Below are 20,679 nucleotides of genomic sequence, written 5' to 3'. Positions count from 1 at the left end.
CAGGATAGCATGTCCCACGATTTTGATTACTTCATTGTCTTCGCTGAAATGCGCACCGGGTCGAATTTCCTTGAGACGAACCTGAATGCGTTTCCGGGGCTGAGCTGTCACGGCGAAGCGTTCAACCCGCATTTCATTGGCTACCCCAAGAGCGACGACATTCTCGGGGTTACGCAATCAACGCGCGAGGCCGATCCGCAGGCTCTGATCACCGCGATCCGCGATCAGCCGGGGACGCTTGGCGGCTTTCGCTATTTCCACGATCATGATGCGCGCGTTATGGACATTGCCCTGCCCGATCCGCGCTGTGCCAAGATCATCCTGACCCGCAATCCGGTGGACAGCTACGTGTCGTGGAAGATCGCCCAGCAGACCGGGCAATGGAAGCTGACCAACGTCAAACGACGCAAGGATGCGCTTGCCGAATTCGATGCTCAAGAGTTCCAAGAGTATCTCAATACGCTCCAGTCCTTTCAGGTTCGTCTTCTCAACGCCCTGCAAACAACGGGGCAAACGGCGTTTTACATCGCCTATGAGGATCTGCAGAACGTTGACGTTATCAACGGGCTTGCGCGGTTCCTTGGGGAGGAGGCGCAGCTATCCAACCTGGATCGGAGCCTGAAGCCGCAAAACCCCGAGCCGATTTCCTCGAAGGTCGATGATTTCGACGCGATGCGCGAGGCGTTGGCGCAGCTTGACGTGTTCAACCTGGGCCGCACCCCCAGTTTCGAGCCACGCCGCGGCCCCGCCGTGCCAAGCTATGTCGCCGGCGCCAAGGCACCACTGCTATATCTTCCGGTCCGGTCGGGTCCCGAGGACGCCGTGCAGCAATGGATGGCGGAGCTTGATCACGTGGATCAAGGCGATCTGGCGACGCAATTCACCCAGAAAACCCTGCGGCAATGGAAACGCAACAACCCCGGGCATCGCAGTTTTACCGTTCTGCGCCATCCCGTTGCGCGCGCGCACGCGGCCTTTTGTCAGCGCATCCTGAACACCGGGCCGGGCAGTTTTACCGAGATTCGCAAGACGCTCAGGCGGGTGCACAATCTGCCACTTCCCGGCAAGATGCCCGACGAGCGGTACGATGCGGCCGCGCATCGCAAGGCATTCGTTGCCTTCCTGAAATTCCTCAAGGCCAACCTGGCGGGGCAAACAGGGCTGCGGATCGATTCGGCGTGGGGCACACAAATGCAAGCGTTGCAGGATTTTTCAAGATTCGCGCCGCCTGATGTAATCCTGCGAGAGGACGAGATCGCAAGTGCGCTTCCCTCGTTGGCGCATTCCGTGGGGTATTTTGATGCCGTGGCGCCGCGCTCCCCGGCCGAGGACGAGCCATTTGCGCTGCGCGAGATATACGACGACAGAATCGAGGATTTGGCCGCCAAGGTGTATCAACGCGACTATGTGAACTTTGGCTTTACCCGTTGGGGATAGCTCAGGCCGCTTGAACGGCCTGCGCCTCGGTCAGGATGGTGTGCAGGGTTGCGGGCTCGCGGTTTGCGCGCAGCTTGGAGCAAACGGCCCCCTCGCGCAGGGTGCGCGACACCAGCGCCAGCGCCTTGAGATGCTCGACCCCGGCATTTTGCGGTGCGAACAGGCCAAACACCAAATCGACCGGCTGCCTGTCGACAGCGGAAAAATCGATCGGCTTTTCCAATAGGATAAAGGCACCGCAGACGTGTTCGATATCGTTCAGGCGGGCATGGGGCAGAGCAACGCCATGCCCCACGCCGGTTGGCCCAAGCGCCTCGCGCTCCATCAATGCGTCAACGGCCTCGGACGCGTTCACGCCGTAGGCGGTATGGACCAGTTCCCCCAGATCATGCAAAAGCCGCTTCTTGCTGGACGCAGAAGTGACAACTTTCACGGCCTCAGGTTTGAGAATTCCCGAAATATGCATGATCAGTCCTGTAGGTTCGGGCAGGGATTCGTGCCGTTATCTAGGTCCGCGGTTCTATCCAACCGATGTTTCCATCGTCGCGGCGGTAGACAACATTTACCCCTTCGTTGCGTTCATTCCTGAAAACGAGGATCGGCGCTCCAGCCAGCTCCATCTGCATCACCGCCTCGCCAACAGAAAGCGACGGAATGTGCGTCTCCGTCTCGGCGACGATCATCGGCTGCAGTGTCTCGGGTTCCGAATCTTCGCCGTCCTCTTCTGCAGCGAGGATATACGAGGAAGCGCCCATGAGTTCAACCGGCGCTTCGCGTTCGCGGTGATGATCCTTGAGGCGCCGCTTGTACCTGCGGAGTTGCTTGTCCATCTTTTCTGAACAGGATTCAAAAGAGGCATAGATTTCATTGGCATGCGCCTTGGCCTGCGCCGTCAAGCCCGTGGAAAGATGTACCGTCGCTTCGCAAACAAACTCATGCCCGGACTTGGAGAATACGATATTGGCGTCAGTGGGGCGCTGGGCATATTTTCCCACGATCGTTCCCAACTCGTCCTTGACGTGGGTCTGCAGCGCCTCGCCTATATCGATCTGCTTTCCACTGATCTGGTAGAGCATCTTTTCTCCTTTTCATTACAGTTCGGGCCCGCGCGCGGCGCTGGCGCGCCGCGCCTATGCTCAGGCTCGAGTGCTGGGATTGGACACCTTGGGACGTTGCGAACCGCCTGGCCTTGTCCACAAGACCAAGAGCAGAGGCGGTGCATTGTCCTTGAATGTCATGCCCCCATTTGAGGCGAGATTGGGGGGAGCTGTCAATCGAATCCGACCGATATACACGCTCAAATTAGCGCAACTACGCTGTCAATCAGGAGATTCGGAAAGTGTCGCCCAGGTAGACACGGCGAACGTTCTCGTTTTGCACCACCTCGTTCGGCGTTCCCGCCATGAGAACTCGTCCGTCATGCAGGATATATGTACGATCGACGATTTCGAGCGTCTCTCGCACGTTGTGGTCGGTAATCAATACACCGATTCCCCGGTTCCGAAGGTCGGCCACCAGATGGCGGATATCGCCAACGCTGATTGGATCGACGCCCGCAAACGGCTCGTCCAGCAGCAGATATTTCGGTTCGGACGCCAGGCAGCGCGCGATTTCCACCCGGCGCCGTTCGCCACCGGAAAGGGCAAGGGCGGGCGCGCGGCGGAGGTGTTCGATTGAGAACTCCGATAGCAGTTCTTCGAGGCGCTCGCGCCGCTTGTGCCTGTCCGGGCAGGAGATATCGAGAACCGCGGCGATGTTGTCTTCGACGCTAAGCCCCCGGAATATCGACATTTCCTGTGGCAAATAGCCGATGCCCAACTTGGCGCGGCGATACATGGGCAGATTGCCGACATCGCGCCCATCAATGCGCACCTGGCCCGCCTCGGGGTAGATGAGGCCGGCAATCATGTAAAATGTTGTGGACTTGCCGCAGCCGTTCGGGCCCAGAAGGCCAACCACCTCGCCCCGGTTGAGCGATAGGCTGACATCACGGATGACCACGCGCTTGCGATAGCTTTTTCGCAGGTTGCTGATCTCAAGGCCCGACTGGCCTTGCGTGACGGTCAGGTCATGCACAGCGGCCATGTAGTTATTTCTCCGGGTTCATGATGGTGCGCACGCGTCCATCCATTCGCGCGGCGCCGGTATTCAAATCAACTGTCATGTTCTGGGCGTTCATGACGTTTTCGCCCTGCACCAAGACCACATCGCCACGCATGACAACCGTTCCTGCGTCGATATCATAATCCGCGGTTTGCGCCTCGGCCGCGTCGGCGCCGCTGATGATCATCACGCCGCCGCTTGCTTCAAGGCGGGCGATGCGGCTTTGGTCATCGGAATAAACCACGAGGACGCGTTCCGCGGATAGCTTCATAGTGCCCTGTATTGCACGCACGTTCCCGGTAAAGACGGCCTGCCCGTTTTCCTGATCGACCGAAAGGGTGTCGGCCGTCACTTCGACCGGGTCATCGGTATTCTGGCCGGACTCGCCAAACGCAAAGCTGTTCCCCTGCGCCGCGACAGAAAGCGGAGCAAAGAGCAGAAGAACCAGACAGATACGCGCGAGAAACATGGGTGAATTTCCTATGTACTTGGATCGTATATCAGCTTGACGCCTTGTGTGAAAAGCAATTGCGTGCCGGTCCCGTCCGGGCGGGCTGTAACGAGCATCTCGCCCGCGGTGAGCCGTCCCGGTGGCCCCTTGGCGCGGACCGCGGTTTTGCTTTCGATACGAATGGCACGCAGCGCCATGTCAAGGCTGTCTGTCCAAACCTCGTATCCTGCCGAGCTGTTCAGATAAGCCGAACCGGAAAGGACGACCCGGCTTTCAGACAGGGTGAATACGCCCGAATTCGCACGCGTGTTGATCAGCGATCCGCTTCTCATCTCGATCCGGGCGCGCGGCGCGTCGACAACGATGCGCCCGGGGTTATCCGGGTCGGGGCGGGCGGCATCGGCATTGAGCGAGATCAGGTCGCCCGTATCCGACGACCCCGCGAACACCGGCGCGGTGATCTGCTGATCACTGGCCCGCTGGCGCAAGTCCAAGTCGGTTGCGGGCTCGACGGTGGTCGGATCAATGCGGTTGGAGAACAGAAAGAGCGTTGCCAGCAGACCGAGCGCCATCAACGGCAGCATGATCTTGAGCCAGGTGACGACACGGGAATAAAGAGTGTCGCGCCACGCCATAACCACCTTACCCTCTTCCCTGCGCAGGACTGGCGGCGTTCGGCCCGCTTGCGCGTATCAAACCGGCGCATCTTGCGCCGGGCCCCGTGCCTCGCCGCCCGGTCAATGCGCGAACACGTCCATTTCCGGCCACCCGGCGAGGTCAAGGCGCGCGCGCATCGGCAAGAAATCAAAACATGCCTGTGCCATCTCGGTACGTCCCTCGCGGGCCAGCATGTCATCCAACTTGGTGCGCAGGTCGTGCAGATACAATACATCGCTTGCGGCATAATCCTGCTGCGCAGTGGTCAGCTCTGCCGCGCCCCAATCGCTGCTTTGCTGCTGTTTCGAGATGTCCACGTTCAGCAACTCCTGCAACAGGTTCTTCAACCCGTGCCGATCGGTGTAGGTGCGCACCAGTTTGCTGGCTATCTTGGTGCAATATACCGGCGCAGCCAGCGCACCGAATGCGTGATACATCACCGCGATGTCGAAGCGCCCGAAATGGAACAGCTTCAGCACTTCGGGGTTTTCCAAAAGACGGCACAGGTTCGGCGCCTCTTTCTGGCCTTGTGTGACCTGCACCAGATGCGCGTCGCCATCCCCACCCGAAAGCTGCACAACACAAAGCCGGTCACGGTGCGGGTTGAGGCCCATGGTTTCGCAGTCGATGGCGACAACCGGCCCCAGGTCCAGGTCATCGGGCAAATCGTTGCGGTAGAGGTGGTTTGTCATATCCCGTCCTTTGCCCGATCAGAAATCCAGGTTCTCGACACTTAACGCGTTATTCTGGATGAATTCACGCCGCGGCTCGACAACGTCGCCCATGAGCTTGGTGAACAGGTCATCCGCCTCGGCCACATCGTCGATCTTGACCTGCAACAGCGTGCGCGCATCCGGGTCCAGCGTGGTTTCCCACAACTGGTCCGGGTTCATTTCACCCAAGCCCTTGTAGCGCTGCACCGTCAGGCCCTTTTCGCCCTCTTTCAGGATCGCATCCAGCAATCCGAGAGGCCCGTAGATACGCACATGCCGATCCTTGCGGTGCAACTCGGCGGGGGAGTTATAGATCTCTTGCAGCTTCTCGGTGAAGCTACCGGTTTTGCGCGCCTCGCCCGAACGGAGCATCGGACCATCAAGCGTACGAACCTCTTCGACTCCGCGCAGGATACGCGCCAAGCGGATGCCGTGATCTTGGGTGATCCGCCCTTGCCAGCCTTGCTCATACTCCAGCGCGATCTCGTTCAGCCGCGCCGCGACCTTGTCGGCGGTGCCCTGCAAATCCGCATCAACGGCACCGGGCACAAAGGCCCCCGCGATCGCCGCTTGCTCAAGAATATGCCGCGGGTAATGCGTGGGGAACGCATCCAGCACCCGCCTGAGCTGGCGCGCCTCTTCCACCACGCGCACAAGATCCTGACCGGAAATTTCCTGCCCGCCGCTCAGACGTAGCACCGCGCCTTCGACACCCTGTTGAATCAGGTAGTCGTTCATCGAGGCCTCATCTTTGATGTAAACCTCGGACTTGCCGCGCATCACCTTGTAGAGGGGCGGCTGCGCGATATAGAGGTATCCGCCCTCGATCAGCTCGGGCATTTGCCGATAGAAGAACGTCAGAAGAAGCGTTCGAATATGCGCGCCATCGACATCGGCGTCGGTCATGATGACGATCTTGTGATAACGCAGCTTTTCGATGTTGAACTCGTCGCGCCCGATCCCGGTGCCAAGTGCCATCACCAGGTTTCCGATCTCCTGGCTGGCGAGCATGCGGTCGAAGCGCGCGCGTTCCACGTTCAGGATCTTACCCTTGAGCGGCAGGATTGCTTGCGTCGCGCGGTCACGGCCGGTTTGGGCAGAGCCGCCAGCGCTATCGCCCTCGACAAGAAAGATCTCGGTCTTGGAGGGGTCTTTTTCAGAGCAATCCTTGAGCTTGCCGGCCAGGAAATTCACGTCGAGCGCCGATTTGCGGCGCGTCAGGTCACGCGCCTTGCGCGCCGCCTCTCGGGCCTGCGCGGCCTCGATGATCTTCGAGACGATCACCTTGGCCTCGTTGGGGTTTTCCTCGAACCATTCGGCAAGGCGCTCGTTGACCAACCCTTCGACGGCCGGGCGCACTTCGGAACTGACCAGTTTATCCTTGGTCTGGCTTGAGAATTTCGGATCGGGAACCTTGACCGACAAGACGCAGGTCAACCCCTCGCGCGCGTCATCGCCGGTGAAGCTGACCTTTTCCTTTTTCGCGATGCCGCTGGATTGGGCGTAGTTGTTGATGGTCCGCGTCAGGGCGCCGCGAAACCCGGCCATGTGCGTGCCGCCGTCGCGCTGCGGGATGTTGTTGGTAAACGGCAGCACCGTTTCGTGAAAGGTGTCGTTCCACCACATCGCCACCTCGACGACGATCCCGTCGCGTTCGCCCACCATGTGGATCGGTTCCGACATGATCGAAGTTTTCGAGCGGTCGAGATACTTGACGAACTCGCGAACGCCGCCTTCGTAGAACAGCTCACTATGCAGCGGCTCGGCAGGGCGTTCGTCTTCCAGGATGATACGCACGCCCGAGTTCAGAAACGCCAGTTCGCGCAGGCGCTTTTCCAGCGTTTCAAAGACAAATTCACGGTCCGAAAATGTATCGGTGGACGCAAGAAACCGCACCTCGGTCCCCTTGCGGCCCTCTGCGTCACCCATCACGCGCAGGTGCTCCACCGTTTCCCCATGCTCGAAACGGGCATAATGCTCTTTTCCGTCGCGCCAGATTCGCAGCTCAAGCCAATCGGACAGGGCATTCACCACCGAAACCCCGACGCCGTGCAAGCCGCCCGACACCTTATAAGAGTTCTGATCGAACTTGCCGCCGGCGTGCAGCTGGGTCATGATGACTTCGGCCGCCGAGACGCCCTCGCCCTCGTGGATGCCCACCGGGATACCCCGGCCATTATCGCTGACCGATACGCTGCTATCGGCGTGGATTTTCACCGTCACGGCATCCGCGTGACCGGCCAATGCCTCGTCGATCCCGTTATCGACGACCTCGTACACCATGTGGTGCAGGCCAGAGCCGTCATCGGTATCACCGATATACATGCCGGGCCGCTTGCGAACGGCCTCCAACCCTTTGAGAACCTTGATGGATTCGGCACCGTATTCTTCGGGTGCGCGCGCGCTTTCGGACATTCCGCCTATCCTTGGTTATTTCCATGGTTTATAGGGAATCGCGCGGGGAATGTCACGCGATTGACTGGCGATTTTCGCCTTATGTAAAAGGGATTATCGCGCCCACGGCGATCAACGCCACGCCAGCGGCGATATTGCTGCGCCTGAGCGCGCGCGGAGACGACAAAAGCGCCCGCATCCGCCCGATAGAAAGCGCCATCACGAGGTTGCCCGCAAGCGGCACCACCATCGATATCGCAACGATCGCGGCGACGTCCGCAGCGGTGACGCGCGCCAGATCGAAAAACCCGGGCAACAGCCCCATGTAGAACAAAATGGCCTTGGGATTACCCAGGATCACGGCAAGCCCCGCCATGAACCCCGCCCATTGGCCCGGACGGGTCAAGCGGCTATCGGCCGCCAGCGGCTTGTTCGCACGCAGCAGCGCCAGCACCCCCATCGTGATGAACATCGCGGCCGCCACGAAACGCAGGCCCGTCATCAGGCCCGCAATGCTGCTGACGATCCAGCTAACCCCGAGGATCGCCAGGAACGGCCAGACAGCATCACCCACGACCACCCCCAGGGCCAGCGGCCAAGCGGCGCTAAACCCGCCCGACAAGGCACGCGCGGCCAAGGCCATCCATACCGGTCCCGGCGTGAGGAACAGCACCAGAACCGCACCCGCATACAACGCCAGATCCGCCCAGGCCAAGGTCATCACGCGGTCCCCTCGATAGAGGACCTGCCGTTTTCCTCGGTGATGACAAAATGCTGCGCGCGCGCGCCCAGATCCGCAAACAATTCGGCCTCTGTTCCGGTCATCCATGCCTGCGCGCCCAACACGCAAATCTCGTCATAGAGCGCGGCGCGGCGACTCGCATCCAGATGCGCCGCCACCTCGTCCAGAAGCAGGATCGGCGGCGCGCCCAGCTCCTGCGCCAGGGCGCGCGCGTTGGCCAGGATCAGGGAGATCAACAACGCCTTCTGCTCGCCGGTCGAACAATCGCGCGCCGGCACGCCCTTGGCCGAGAACACGGCATACAGGTCGGCCCGGTGCGGCCCCACAAGCGTGCGCCCGGCGGCCAAGTCACGAAAGCGGCTTTCGCGCAGTGCATCCAGCAGGTCCGCCTCGTCCGAAGGCATTGACCCTTCCGTCTGCGTCAGGTCCAGTTCCGCCACCGGAAAGGCGGTCTGCGCCTCGGCCTGCGCGTCGTGCAGCTTTCCGATCGCGGATAGACGGTTGGCATGGATCACCGCACCGCTCGCCGCCATCTGCTGCTCAAGCGCGGCATACCAATGCGCATCGCGCACCTGGTCCTTGAGCAGCCGATTGCGCTCACGCATTGCCTTCTCATAGGTCAAGGTCACCTCGGCATGCGCCGGGTCAAAACTCATGGTGATACGATCCAGGAACCGGCGCCGCCCGTCTGCTGCCTCGATCCACAGGCGATCCATCGAGGGCACCAGCCACAAAACCCGCGCGATTCGGCCCAGGGCAACCTGGCTGGCAGGCTTGCCATCAATCCTGAGCTGCCGTGCGGCCGCCGCGTCCGACCAAATCTCGACCTCGTGAACCTGGCTCAAGCTGCAAAGCGTCCCCGCGATCTTCCAGCCCAACGCCTCGGGGCGCCGCGCCATTGCCTCGGCGCTACTGCGGCGCAAACCGCGCCCCGGCGAAAACAGCGATACCGCCTCAAGGATATTCGTCTTGCCCGCGCCGTTCGGACCCGACAGCGCCACCGGCCGCCCGTCGAGATCCATCCGTCCCGACCAATGTGAACGGTAGTGCGAGAGGGTGAGTTGCGCCAGATATAAACCGGGCATTCACCGCCCCTTCATCTTGCCAGAAATACTCCCGCCGGAGGCGTCCGACGGGGGATCACACCCGCATCGGCATGACGACATACACCGCGCTGGTGTCATTCCCCTCGCGCATCAAGGTCGGATCGCCAGGGGAATTGAACAGGAAAACGGCGTTCTCCCGGTCCACCTGGCTTGCGATTTCCAAAAGGTATTTCGCGTTGAACCCGATCTCGAGGCGCTCATCACCGTAAGCCACCGCCAATTCCTCTTCGGCGGCACCGCTATCGGGCGCGTTCACCGACAGCACCAGCCGGTCCTCGTCAAGCGCCATCTTGACGGCGCGGGACCGTTCTGAACTGACGGTGGCGACGCGGTCCACCGCGTGCGCAAAGTCGCGGGCATCCACTTCCATCTTGCGGGTGTTGCCCTGCGGAATGACGCGCGTGTAGTCGGGGAACGTGCCGTCGATCACCTTGGATGTCAGTGTAATGTCGGGCGTCGCAAACCGCACCTTGGTTTCAGAAACCGACACCGCGATCTGCATGTCATCGTCTTCCAGAAGCTTGCGCAGCTCACCCACCGTTTTGCGCGGCACGATCACTCCCGGCATATCGGCGGCGCCCTCGGGCAGGTCGGCATCGATCCGTGCCAGACGGTGACCATCGGTCGCCACACAGCGAAGCACCTTGCCGCCATCGCTTTCGGCAACATGCATGTAGACGCCGTTCAGGTAATACCGGGTCTCTTCCGTGGAAATGGCAAATTTCGACTTGTCGAAAAGCCGCCGCAACACAGGGGCCGGGGCGCTGAAGTTGCTGGCGTATTCGGAGCTGGCCATCACCGGAAAGTCTTCGCGCGGCAGCGTCGCCAGGTTGAAATGCGAGCGCCCCGCCTCCACCGTCAGGCGGCCCGCGGCGGAATCTTCGGTCAGGGTGACAAGCGCGCCGTCGGGGAGCTTGCGCACAATCTCATGCAGGGTCATCGCCGAAACTGTCGTCGCCCCCGCGCGTTCGACCTGTGCCATCGCCCTGTCCACAACCTCGATATCAAGGTCGGTGGCGCGGAAATGCACGTGCTCCCCCTCGGCCTCGATCAAAAGGTTGGCAAGGATCGGTATCGTATTGCGCCGCTCAACCACGGACTGTGCCTGGCTGACGGCCTTGAGCAGCGCGCTGCGTTCAATGCTCAGTTTCATGACCCTCGCTCCCTTTTCTGCCGGGAGGGGCAAGGTATCCTTTTCCCCGTCCGGCTCAAGACATTTTTGCTGTTTTGTCCAATGGAAACACGGGCCCGTCAAGGCCGCATCCGCCCAAAGGCGTCCGGCGCGGTGCTTGTTGCCGCTTTACTAGGCTTCCAGGGTCCGGCGCAGCATTTCCAGATCCTCGGCTATCTGACCATCCTGCGTCTTGAGCTCTTCGATCCGGCGCACGCCATGCATGACCGTTGTATGATCGCGCCCCCCAAACCGGCGGCCAATTTCCGGAAGCGAGCGACTGGTCAGTTGCTTGCACAGGTACATCGCCACCTGGCGCGGGCGCGCGTAGGTTCGCACGCGCTTGGGGCCGATCATGTCGGACAGGCGGATGTTGTAATGCTCGCTCACGCGGCGCTGAATCTCTTCGATGGTGATCTTGCGCTCGGACGCGCGTAGCACGTCGGCAAGGCAATCCTGCGTCAGCTCCATCGTGATTTCGCGCCCAACCAGCGAGGCAAAGGCGAACAAGCGCGTCAGGGCACCTTCGAGAACACGCACATTGGTGCTGATACGGTGTGCCAAAAATTCAAGAACGCCATCATTGATCTCAAGGCCCGGATACTGCTGGCGGTGGTTTTCCACCTTGGTTTGGAGAATCCCAAGGCGCAATTCATAGTCCGTGGGGTGCAGATCGACCACCAGGCCGCATTGCAGGCGGCTCTTGATCCGGTCCTCCAGATCCTTGATCTCGCCGGGGGCACGGTCGGCCGATATGATGATCTGCTTGTTGCCATCGACCAGCGCGTTGAACGTGTGAAAGAATTCTTCCTGCGTTGAGCCCTTGCCCGCGATGAATTGCACGTCATCCACCATCAGGACATCCACGGCGCGGAAAAGTTCCTTGAAATCCATCATCTTGCTATCGCGCAACGCCTGCACGAAGCGATACATGAACTGTTCCGCCGACAGGTACACGACATTAAGCTCGGGTCTAGATGACTGCAGCTCCCACGCGATTGCGTGCATCAGGTGCGTCTTGCCCAGACCGACGCCACCATAGAGGAACAGCGGGTTGAAGGTTACCGGCCCGCCTTCGCCCACGCGGCGCGCGGCGGCGTGCGCCAATTCGTTGGGCTTGCCCACGACAAAGGTTTCAAAAGTGAACCGATCATCTAATGGTGCACCGGGCAACGCGCCGTCGCGGCGAGCGGTGCGCGGAGGGGAGGATGTGTGCGGATCGCTTGCCGCAAGTGCCGCCGTTCGCGGCGCATCGGTATGGGCCCGCGCGGCGCCATTGTTCGACACCTGAAAATGGATACGGCGCACATCCGCACCAAATTGTTTCAACTTGTGCAGGATCAGATCGCCAAAATTCTGCGATACGTAATTCCCGAGAAAGCTCGTCGGCACAAAAAAGGTGGCGACACCTTCGGAGACATTGGCAAACTCAAGAGGTTCGATCCAGTTCGTGTAATTGTTTTTCCCGACAGTCGTTAGCAGGCTTTGTTGCAGCTGGCCCCATTGTTCTTTTGTCATGCGTCCCTGTTCCACATCAATTCTTCCCCACTAGCGGATGTCACACACGCCCCGCAGCACTGGTACCCTATCGGCAAAAACAGCTCTGACCCAATCACCAAATGGCGATAGCCAAGCCGCCCCTACCGGACCGTTTGCACACAGTCGGCACCCAGCGAGCGATACCTGCTCACGGCAGCGGCCCGGCCTGGTTGCGCGAACTGCGCGCCTTCTTGATGGACGTGGTCAGGGCGAAAACCCTGAGAACAGAACACAGAAATCACTAACGCCCAAGCGCTTCATGAACTATCTACAGACGTGGGCCTGTCCAATGCAGACCTTAACCTGACCTGTCCCCCCAAGGCGACGTGAATCGCAGGTTGAATTTAGCAACGCGCTTCTAGCGGTGGCAACTGATCTTACGCCTTGACTCGGGTATCTCGAAAAAGAATCTCTGGCGCGCGGCGGCAATGTCACGCCGCAACAAAAAGCGCCGCACGAAGCGGCGCTTTTCAACTCAATGACATAGAGGGCGGGCAGGCGTGCCTCAGCCGAGCGACTTTACCCGCGCGGACAGACGCGAAATTTTCCGCGATGCCGTGTTCTTGTGGAATATCCCCTTGGTCACACCGCGCATCAGCTCGGGCTGGGCGTTGCGCAGGGCTGTGGCTGCTGCATCCTTGTCGCCCGACGCGATAGCCTCTTCGACCTTGCGCAGGTGCGTACGGATGCGCGAGCGGCGCGCTTTGTTGATCTGGAGACGGTTTGCGCTCTGACGAGCGCGCTTTTTCGATTGCGGCGTATTGGCCATGTCTGTTCCCCTGTTTCCGGGCTGTTACAAAATTTCGAACGCAACTGTGCCCGGCCGGGTGGGAACCACCGGATGATTCTTGCCAGAGCGGGCATCACGCGCATGTACGAGGGGGCACATACGCGAATTCCCCGCTGTTGCAAAGGGCAAAAAGGGGGCGGCCGTTCGGTATAGCCCCTCGCGCGGAATCAAGGCCGCAGGCCGCCGCGCATCGCCGGGCCGCACCCGCCACAACCCAGCGGCCGATTAGCGGTCCCTGAATTGCGCGCTACGCTTTTCAAGGAAGGCGTTCATGCCCTCTTTTTGATCTTCGGTCGCAAAGAGCGAATGGAACACGCGCCGCTCGAACAAAAGCCCCTCGCGCAGGGTGGTCTCGTAGGAGCGGTTCACCGCTTCCTTGACGACCATCGTCGTGATCATGGACTTCTCGGCAATCTTCTGGGCCGCGCCCATTGCCTCTTCCATCAGCTTCTTGGTGGGCACGACTCGGCTGACGAGGCCAGAGCGCTCGGCCTCTTCGGCGTCCATGAACCGCCCGGTCAGGTTCATGTCCATCGCCTTGGATTTGCCCACGAACCGCGTCAGGCGCTGCGTGCCTCCGATACCGGCGACAACGCCAAGGTTGATCTCGGGCTGGCCGAATTTGGCCGTGTCGGACGCGATGATGAAATCGCACATCATCGCCAATTCGCACCCGCCGCCCAAGGCATAGCCGGACACGGCTGCTATGATGGGCTTGCGCACGCGCATAATTTGCTCGGATTCGTCCGTGAACAGATCTCCGGCAAAGACATCGACAAAGCTTTTCTCGCTCATCATCTTGATGTCGGCCCCAGCGGCAAACGCCTTGTCCGAGCCGGTGACAACGATGCAGCGCGCCTTGTCGTTCTTTTGTGCCTCGGTCAACGCGTGCGCCAACTCGCCAAGCAATTGCTCGTTCAGCGCATTCATGGCTTCGGGGCGGTTGAGCTTTATCAGGGCAACGTGATCTTCTACTTCGACGATGATCGTCTCATAGGCCATGAAATCTGCTTTCGCTTGTTTCGATCAAGCCCGACTCCTGACCCATTCGCGAGATCGGTTCAAGTTATCTTTGACACCGGGGGCAATAGAAGCTCGAGCGCGCCGATTGCGTAATGCGGCGCACGGTGCCGGCGCAACCCTCTGTTCGGCATGCCGAGCCCTCGCGGCCATAAACGTCAAAGCTGTGTTGAAAATACCCCAGGTCCCCGTTGGCTTGCCTGTGGTCGCGCAAGGACGAGCCGCCCGCGTCGATGGCGTCCAGCAGCACTTGTCGAATCACAGGCACCAACGCCGCGACCCGTGCCGCGGCAATTCGCCCCGCCCGGCGGCGCGGAGAGATCCGGGCACGGTAAAGTGCTTCGCAGACATAGATATTTCCAAGCCCCGCAACGATCCGTTGATCCAGCAGCGCGGATTTTATCGGCGTCCCGCGCCCGCGCAGGGCGGACACCAAGTACAGCTCGTCAAAGGCATTTCCCAGTGGCTCTGGCCCCAAGGACGCCAGCAGTTTGTGCGCCTCCTGGTTTGCCGTCGGCAGCAAATCCATCGCCCCGAACCGGCGCGGGTCATTGAAGATGATACGCGCGCCGCCCTCCATTTCCAGTATGACATGATCGTGCTTTTCGGGCGCCGCATGGGCATGTGCAAAATGCCCCAGCGGATCACCGGACACCTGCATCCGCCCGGACATCCCTAGATGAATCAACAGCGACTCACCCGAATCCAGATCGGCCAGGATATATTTCGACCGGCGCCTGAGCGCCTCAACCCGCCGCCCGGTCAGCCGCGCAGCCATATCCCGCGGGAACGGCCAGCGCAGGTCGGGGCGGTTGACCTGCGCGCGCGCAATGCGATGCCCCTCCATCACGGGGGCCAATCCACGGCGCACTGTTTCGACCTCTGGCAATTCTGGCATACGTCTTCTCCTGGCCGGGGACACACGGGCGCATTGCAGCTACCTGCATGCGCCCTATAAGAAGGGTGAAGCAACGGATCGGCAAGGTTTCATGAGCGAGCAGGACAACACCACCACGCATTTCGGATATCAAACGGTACCGGAATCGGAAAAGGCGTCCCGCGTGCGAGGCGTATTCGGCAGCGTCGCCTCAAGGTACGACGTGATGAACGATGTCATGTCCGCAGGTATCCACCGCATCTGGAAAGACGCGATGATGGATTGGCTTGCGCCCCGCCCCAACACGCGGCTTCTGGATGTTGCGGGGGGCACGGGCGATATCGCGTTCCGATACCTTGCACGCGCGGGGCAGGCGCACGCCACCGTTCTGGACCTTACCGAACCGATGCTTGTCGAGGGACGCAAACGCGCCGAGGCCGAGAAACTGGCGTCATCGCTGGACTGGATCGTTGGGGATGCGATGGCGCTGCCATTCGCCGACAACACCTTTGACACCTACACGATCAGCTTCGGCATCCGGAACGTCACGCGCCCGCAAGCTGCGCTGGCCGAGGCTTACCGCGTGCTGCGCCCTGGTGGGCGGCTGATGGTGCTGGAGTTCAGCCAGATCCCGAACGAGTTGATGCAGCGCGTTTATGACATCTACAGCTTCAATATCATTCCACGCATGGGGCAGCTCATCGCAAATGATCGCGACAGCTATCAATACCTCGTCGAATCGATCCGCCGTTTTCCCGATCAGGATACGTTCCTTTCCATGCTTCGGGAGGCCGGATTTGAACAGGCAAAGTACCGTAATTTGAGCATGGGCATAGCGGCGCTGCACTCTGGCTGGAAAATCTGATCGATGCGTGGACCTCATAATATCTGGCGGCTGATTCGCACCGGCGCCACCCTTGAACGCACCGGCGCGATGGGTGTCGTTCTTGATGCGTTCGACGCGCCCCGCCCCTTGCGCATCGTGTTTCGCACGCTGGCCTGGCCGTTTCGGTGGCTGGGCTACAAGGGCGACGCGGCGATGCCGCCGGCGACGCGGGCGCTCACCGCGCTTGGGCCAGCCTACATCAAGTTTGGCCAGGTGCTTTCGACGCGACCGGATGTCGTGGGCGATGAGCTGGCGGTGCAACTGCGGGTTCTGCAGGACAAGTTGCCGCCCTTCTCGATCGAACAGGCAAAGGCCAGCATCGAGGAAGAATTGGGCCTGACGGTGGACGAGATATTCTCGGAATTGTCCGAGCCGGTCGCGGCCGCCTCGATCGCGCAGGTGCACCGTGCGTGCCTCCGCGACACCGGGCAGGATGTTGCCGTAAAGGTCCTTCGCCCGGGGATCGAGCGCGCCTTTCGCAAGGACATCGACGCGTTCTATTTCGCCGCCGGCATGATCGAGTTCCTCTCGCCCGCGTCCCGGCGCTTGCGCCCGACCGATGTGATCTCTCATTTCGAAGGCGTCGTTCTGGGCGAGCTGGATCTAAGGCTCGAATCGTCCTCCGCGTCGGAATACGCGGCCAACACGTCGGGCGACGACGGCTTTAGCCTGCCCGCGATCAACTGGTCGCTGTCCTCGCGCCGGGTCATGACCATGAGTTGGGCCGAAGGGGTGCCGTTGGGCGACAATGCGGCGCTCGATTCGGCGGGGCATGACCGCGCCGCGCTGGGTGAGCGGGTTCTGAAGCTGTTTCTGAGCCATGCCCTGCGCGACGGGTTCTTTCACGCCGACATGCATCAGGGGAACCTGAAGGTCAGCAGCGATGGCAAGATCATCGCCTATGATTTCGGGATCATGGGGCATATCGACGAATATACCCGCCGCGTCTATGCCGAGATTCTGTTCGGCTTCATCAAGCGCGACTACCAACGTGTCGCCGAAGTGCATTTCGAGGCGGGATATGTGCCGCCCGATCGCGATGTTGACGAGTTTGCCCGCGCCCTACGTGCAGTTGGCGAGCCGATTTTCGGTATGGATGCATCGCATATCTCGATGGGCCGGCTTCTTAGCTACCTGTTCGAAGTAACCGAACGCTTCGGCATGGAAACCCGGACGGAACTGATCCTGTTGCAACGCACGATGGTGGTGGTCGAGGGGGTCTCTCGCTCGCTCCACCCGCAGATCAACATCTGGGAAGTCGCCCGGCCCATTGTCGAGGATTACATCCGCCAAAGCATCGGACCGCGCGCCGTTGCCCGCGATCTGGCCAAGACGGCGCGCGTTTTGGCGCGTTTCGGGCCTCGCCTGCCAAATCTGGTGGAAAATGCCCTGATCCGGCAGGCCGCGCCGCCAGAGCCGAAACCCCACCCCAGCTGGCTTTGGCCAGCGGTTTGGTTGGTCGCGGGGTCTATCCTGGGCGCGGGCGGGACAATCGCGGCGGCCTTGCTGCTGTCATAGAACGGCGTCGCGTGCCGCTGCGCTTTCGGCATACCGGCACAGCGCAGCACGTTCGAGTGCGTACCCCTCGGCATAATCCGTGGCCCCCTGATGCAGGCGCCAAAGACAATAGGCCGCCATCCTCCAGTGATGCCACGGAGCAAGCGCACGAAGCCGCGCGATGGTTTCCGGGTCGTCATACGCCGCCAGAAACGCCGCGCGCTCTGCCTTGTCCAACGGGCGACCGCAATAGAGCTGCTGCATCGCGGGCGATAGGAAAATGGCCAGGTCCTCTGCCGGATCGCCGGCTGCGGGGCACTGCCAATCGATAAGAACCGGCCCCTCCGATGCCATCACCAGGTTGCCCGGCACCACGTCACCGTGCAACAGCGCGCGCTGCCCCGATGGGCCCGGTAGCGCCAGTCGCGGCAACGTCTGTTCATGCTCGCGCGATTGCTTTTGCGGGACATGCGACAGGATCAGCCGTGTCTGTTCAATGATCTGGGCAGCACCATCCACCCCGTGCCGCAGGTCGGGCGGGGCGGGCATCTGGTGAAGGCGGCGCAGTTGACGCGCAACCGGCGCCGGGTCCGTGCGCCAGGGCGCGCCAGGCAAGTAGCGGTAGATCAGGCAAGGCCCCAGCGGGGTTTCAAGCAACGCGTGGCACTCCGGCGCCACCCCTTGCCCGACCAGATGCCGCAATACGCGTTCCTCGGCCTCGGGCTGATTTGGAAACATCGGGTTGGGGGCGGCGTGACTATAGAGTTTGACAACCAACGCATCGGTGCCTTTGCCAGCGTCCAGCTTCCACAGGCGGTTGGTGCGCCCGCCCTCCATCCGGGTCCAGGATGCGCCGGAAGGCACTATGCCCTCTTCCTCAAGATAGCGCACGAGGTGCGCGTAATCAGATGCCATTGCAGCGGCTCTTTCTGCCAGGGTCCATTCGGTTGGCCAAACGCTATGGAACGTGGCGCGCCATGGCAAGGCCAGCTCAGCCGCTGCGCAGGGCGGTAACGGTTTCGGGCGCGACCCGGGCGCCGCTGTCAAGGACAAGAACCGGCGCGCCATCCTCGATCCGGGCTTCGATGACGCGCGAGTAGACTTGCGCCTGTTGCGTGCTCAGGAGCGTGTCGCCGCCATAGCTTTCGACCTCGAAGGAATAGGGACCCTCGGGAAGCATCTGCCCCGTTGCCCCAAGGCCACCCCACCGGATCGATGTCTGCCCCGGCGGCACTGCACTGCGCCCCACTTCGGCGCCCTGCGCATCGCGAATGACAAGTTCCTGGCGGTCCGCCGCCAGCTCCGGCGTAAAGGCGACGTCAAGAGGCGTGCCGGTGAAATGCCCATCGACAGGCGCGCGCGCCTGCATCCCGATCCACCCTGCCAGCTCCGTGATGCCCCCGTTCAATCCCGCCCCCAGGTCCGACAACAGCTCGTTCGTCAGAACTTGCTGCTCCACCGATGAGAACGTGGCCAATTGCACGGCATAATCGCTCGAATCGACGGGATTGAGCGGGTCCTGGTTGCGCATTTGCGCGGTCAGCATCTTCAGGAACGTCTCGAAATCCGAACTCAACGCCGCGCTATCGGCGGCAGGTTTGGCGTTGGGGGGCGAGGCGCCTGCCGTGCTGGCGGCTGCGGTAACGTCCATGGTGAGAACTCCTTATATCCTGAGGTCCAGCCCAGAGGCGGCGGCGATCGGGCGCGGCGGCGCGGCGGGATCAAGCGGCATTCCCTGTTGATCCGGCGCGGCCACCTGGCCCGCTACAGTCTGCGGATCGCCTTGGTCCTGCCCCTTGCCCGACTGACCGAAAGAAAAGCTCACGTCGCCATACCCCATGTCGTGAAATTCCTGTGCCAGTTGATCGATATGGCGCCGCATGAGGTCGAGCGTCTCGCCCCGCTCGGCGGTGATCGCCATATTCACGCCGGCATCATTGGCATTCAGGCTGATACGAACCCGGCCCAGCTCCTGCGGATTGAGCGAGATCTCAACGTCGCGGCCCTGCGCCTGTGGCATCGCGTCCGCAAGCTGTACAGCGATCTGTCGGGGAATGTCCGGGGCCGCAGTTTGCAGGTAGCCGGGCGCGCCCCGGGCGACCGCCGTAGGTGTAGAAACCGCCAACCCGGAGATCTCGCTTTCGGCGGTCATAGCGGATGATTTCCCCTGCATTTCTTTGATCTCCAAGGTCTGAGAAAAGCCGCCCCGGGCAACCTCGTCCGCGTCGGGGCGGGCGGCAACCGCGGGCACGCGGGCGGCTGTGTTGCTGCGCGTGTCGAATTCCATCTGCGCCTCTGGCGGCGCCCGGCGGTCGCCCGCGTCGGCCCTGGCCGATGGTACGTCTCGCTTGGGCGGGGTGGGCGCGGGGCGCAGGGTGCTCTGCGCCTGCGTAGCAGCCAACCCCGACGCGGCTATCTGCTCCATCCCCTCGGGAAGCTTTGCCGGCTGCGCTGTTCCGCCACTCGCACTTGAAGACGCCCGAATTGTGGGGGCTGGATCCGGCGGCTGAGTGGCGGGGGCCGGGTTTGGCGCAAGCTTTGGCTCTGCCACGACGGTTGCCGGACCGCTCGCCCGAGTGGCGCCTACCCGGTCAACCGCAGGCACCTCACGAGGTGCCTTTTCTGCCTGCTCCGCTTTTGGTGGCACCATCGTTTTTGGATCAGCGACAGGCTGCGCCTTGCGCAGAGCGGCGTGCACCGGCGTGGCATCAGGCACCGATTGCTGCGCAATCATCATTTTCCCGTCTCGCCCCCCCTCGGGGGCGCTTCGCCCGGGCGACGCGGCCAAACCATCGGCGCGCGCCTCTCCGCCCGCATCCGGACGCTGCGGCAGACCGCCGTCAACCTGAAGTATCTGATCCGGCGTGCGCCGTTTGATCCCACCGGATGGCGGTGTCGCCGGAACATCCCGTTGCTCAGGCGCCCCGCCATCCGGATGAGGTGCGGCCGTCCCAGCGGGAAGCGCACCGATCAGGACATCAGGCACATTCACGGCGGCGTCGGCCGCCGCGGTTCCGTCCTCTGCCAAACCTGCTTGCGCCGCATCTTCGACAGGCAACAGATCGAGGTGTGCGCTGAATGGTTGCCATCCGTCTGGCGTGGTCAGCGCCTTGGCCGGCATGACCTGCCCCAGCGACGGCGCCAAGGGCGACAAGGCAGTTTGGACGTCTGGCATGTGATGCTCCGGATTTCATTGGCTTGAGCCAGATAACCCGGATTTGGTTACCGCTTCTTTACCGTAGTTCAGTCAGGATGGCCAAATCACTATCAATTGGAGCTATTTGGAATGCCCGGTA

20 protein-coding genes are annotated in these 20,679 nt (G+C 61.6%); 3 read left to right on the top strand and 17 right to left on the bottom strand.

What is annotated here, in order from left to right; translation table 11 throughout:
- The first annotated feature begins 9 nt into the window (after positions 1-9).
- Positions 10-1,437: a sulfotransferase family 2 domain-containing protein gene (locus tag G568_RS0110815; protein WP_026758052.1), complete on the top strand. Its 1,428-nt coding sequence runs from the start codon at positions 10-12 to the stop codon at positions 1,435-1,437.
- A 1-nt stretch (position 1,438) separates the two neighbouring features.
- Here G568_RS0110815 and G568_RS0110810 read toward each other — a convergent pair whose 3' ends face one another.
- From G568_RS0110810 to mutM, 14 genes are all read right to left on the bottom strand, one after another.
- On the bottom strand, positions 1,439-1,903 hold the full coding sequence (locus tag G568_RS0110810; protein ID WP_026758051.1) for a PTS sugar transporter subunit IIA: 465 nt from the start codon (positions 1,901-1,903) through the stop codon (positions 1,439-1,441).
- Positions 1,904-1,943: 40 nt separating this feature from the next.
- Positions 1,944-2,513 carry a ribosome hibernation-promoting factor, HPF/YfiA family gene (gene hpf, locus G568_RS0110805; protein WP_026758050.1) on the bottom strand — a complete coding sequence of 190 codons (570 nt, stop codon included), beginning with the start codon at positions 2,511-2,513 and terminating at the stop codon, positions 1,944-1,946.
- Between the two features lie 247 nt (positions 2,514-2,760).
- Positions 2,761-3,522, bottom strand: coding sequence for an LPS export ABC transporter ATP-binding protein (gene lptB, locus G568_RS0110800; protein ID WP_026758049.1), 762 nt, complete (start codon positions 3,520-3,522; stop codon positions 2,761-2,763).
- Between the two features lie 4 nt (positions 3,523-3,526).
- Positions 3,527-4,009, bottom strand: a complete 483-nt coding sequence (locus G568_RS0110795) for an LptA/OstA family protein (RefSeq protein ID WP_026758048.1) — start codon at positions 4,007-4,009, stop codon at positions 3,527-3,529.
- Between the two features lie 11 nt (positions 4,010-4,020).
- Positions 4,021-4,626, bottom strand: coding sequence for a hypothetical protein (locus tag G568_RS0110790; RefSeq protein ID WP_026758047.1), 606 nt, complete (start codon positions 4,624-4,626; stop codon positions 4,021-4,023).
- A 102-nt stretch (positions 4,627-4,728) separates the two neighbouring features.
- Positions 4,729-5,340: a ribonuclease D gene (locus G568_RS0110785; RefSeq protein WP_026758046.1), complete on the bottom strand. Its 612-nt coding sequence runs from the start codon at positions 5,338-5,340 to the stop codon at positions 4,729-4,731.
- A gap of 18 nt (positions 5,341-5,358) precedes the next feature.
- Positions 5,359-7,776: a DNA topoisomerase (ATP-hydrolyzing) subunit B gene (gyrB, locus tag G568_RS0110780; protein WP_026758045.1), complete on the bottom strand. Its 2,418-nt coding sequence runs from the start codon at positions 7,774-7,776 to the stop codon at positions 5,359-5,361.
- Positions 7,777-7,855: 79 nt separating this feature from the next.
- Positions 7,856-8,476, bottom strand: coding sequence for a LysE family translocator (locus tag G568_RS0110775; RefSeq protein WP_026758044.1), 621 nt, complete (start codon positions 8,474-8,476; stop codon positions 7,856-7,858).
- Entirely contained in the window at positions 8,476-9,582 is a 1,107-nt protein-coding gene (recF, locus tag G568_RS0110770) for a DNA replication/repair protein RecF (protein ID WP_026758043.1), read from the bottom strand. Before recF ends, G568_RS0110775 begins: the two co-directional genes overlap by 1 nt.
- A gap of 55 nt (positions 9,583-9,637) precedes the next feature.
- Positions 9,638-10,756, bottom strand: a complete 1,119-nt coding sequence (gene dnaN, locus G568_RS0110765) for a DNA polymerase III subunit beta (protein WP_026758042.1) — start codon at positions 10,754-10,756, stop codon at positions 9,638-9,640.
- A 150-nt stretch (positions 10,757-10,906) separates the two neighbouring features.
- On the bottom strand, positions 10,907-12,292 hold the full coding sequence (gene dnaA, locus G568_RS0110760) for a chromosomal replication initiator protein DnaA (protein WP_026758041.1): 1,386 nt from the start codon (positions 12,290-12,292) through the stop codon (positions 10,907-10,909).
- 526 nt (positions 12,293-12,818) lie between these two features.
- Positions 12,819-13,082, bottom strand: coding sequence for a 30S ribosomal protein S20 (gene rpsT, locus G568_RS0110755; protein WP_026758040.1), 264 nt, complete (start codon positions 13,080-13,082; stop codon positions 12,819-12,821).
- A gap of 246 nt (positions 13,083-13,328) precedes the next feature.
- Positions 13,329-14,105, bottom strand: a complete 777-nt coding sequence (locus tag G568_RS0110750) for an enoyl-CoA hydratase (protein ID WP_026758039.1) — start codon at positions 14,103-14,105, stop codon at positions 13,329-13,331.
- Positions 14,106-14,169: 64 nt separating this feature from the next.
- Positions 14,170-15,021 carry a bifunctional DNA-formamidopyrimidine glycosylase/DNA-(apurinic or apyrimidinic site) lyase gene (gene mutM, locus G568_RS0110745; protein WP_026758038.1) on the bottom strand — a complete coding sequence of 284 codons (852 nt, stop codon included), beginning with the start codon at positions 15,019-15,021 and terminating at the stop codon, positions 14,170-14,172.
- 91 nt (positions 15,022-15,112) lie between these two features.
- On the opposite strand from mutM, the gene ubiE reads away from it, so the two are divergent.
- Both ubiE and ubiB read left to right on the top strand, forming a co-directional pair.
- On the top strand, positions 15,113-15,865 hold the full coding sequence (gene ubiE / locus G568_RS0110740; RefSeq protein ID WP_026758037.1) for a bifunctional demethylmenaquinone methyltransferase/2-methoxy-6-polyprenyl-1,4-benzoquinol methylase UbiE: 753 nt from the start codon (positions 15,113-15,115) through the stop codon (positions 15,863-15,865).
- Between the two features lie 3 nt (positions 15,866-15,868).
- Entirely contained in the window at positions 15,869-17,404 is a 1,536-nt protein-coding gene (ubiB, locus tag G568_RS0110735) for a 2-polyprenylphenol 6-hydroxylase (protein ID WP_026758036.1), read from the top strand.
- Here ubiB and G568_RS18685 read toward each other — a convergent pair.
- The 3 genes from G568_RS18685 to fliK form a co-directional block, all read right to left on the bottom strand.
- A complete protein-coding gene (locus G568_RS18685) occupies positions 17,399-18,298 on the bottom strand; it encodes an aminoglycoside phosphotransferase family protein (RefSeq protein WP_051202924.1) in 900 nt (299 codons plus the stop codon). The genes ubiB and G568_RS18685 overlap by 6 nt on opposite strands.
- 76 nt (positions 18,299-18,374) lie before the next feature.
- Complete coding sequence (locus G568_RS0110725) at positions 18,375-19,034, bottom strand: flagellar hook capping FlgD N-terminal domain-containing protein (protein ID WP_026758035.1); 660 nt, start codon at positions 19,032-19,034, stop codon at positions 18,375-18,377.
- 12 nt (positions 19,035-19,046) lie between these two features.
- Positions 19,047-20,558: a flagellar hook-length control protein FliK gene (fliK, locus tag G568_RS0110720; protein ID WP_026758034.1), complete on the bottom strand. Its 1,512-nt coding sequence runs from the start codon at positions 20,556-20,558 to the stop codon at positions 19,047-19,049.
- Positions 20,559-20,679: the final 121 nt, after the last annotated feature.

The organism is Sediminimonas qiaohouensis DSM 21189, from assembly GCF_000423645.1.
Classification (GTDB): Bacteria; Pseudomonadota; Alphaproteobacteria; order Rhodobacterales; family Rhodobacteraceae; genus Sediminimonas; species Sediminimonas qiaohouensis.
Note: the sequence above shows the minus strand (reverse complement) of the source record. Positions and strands in the feature narration are given on the sequence as shown.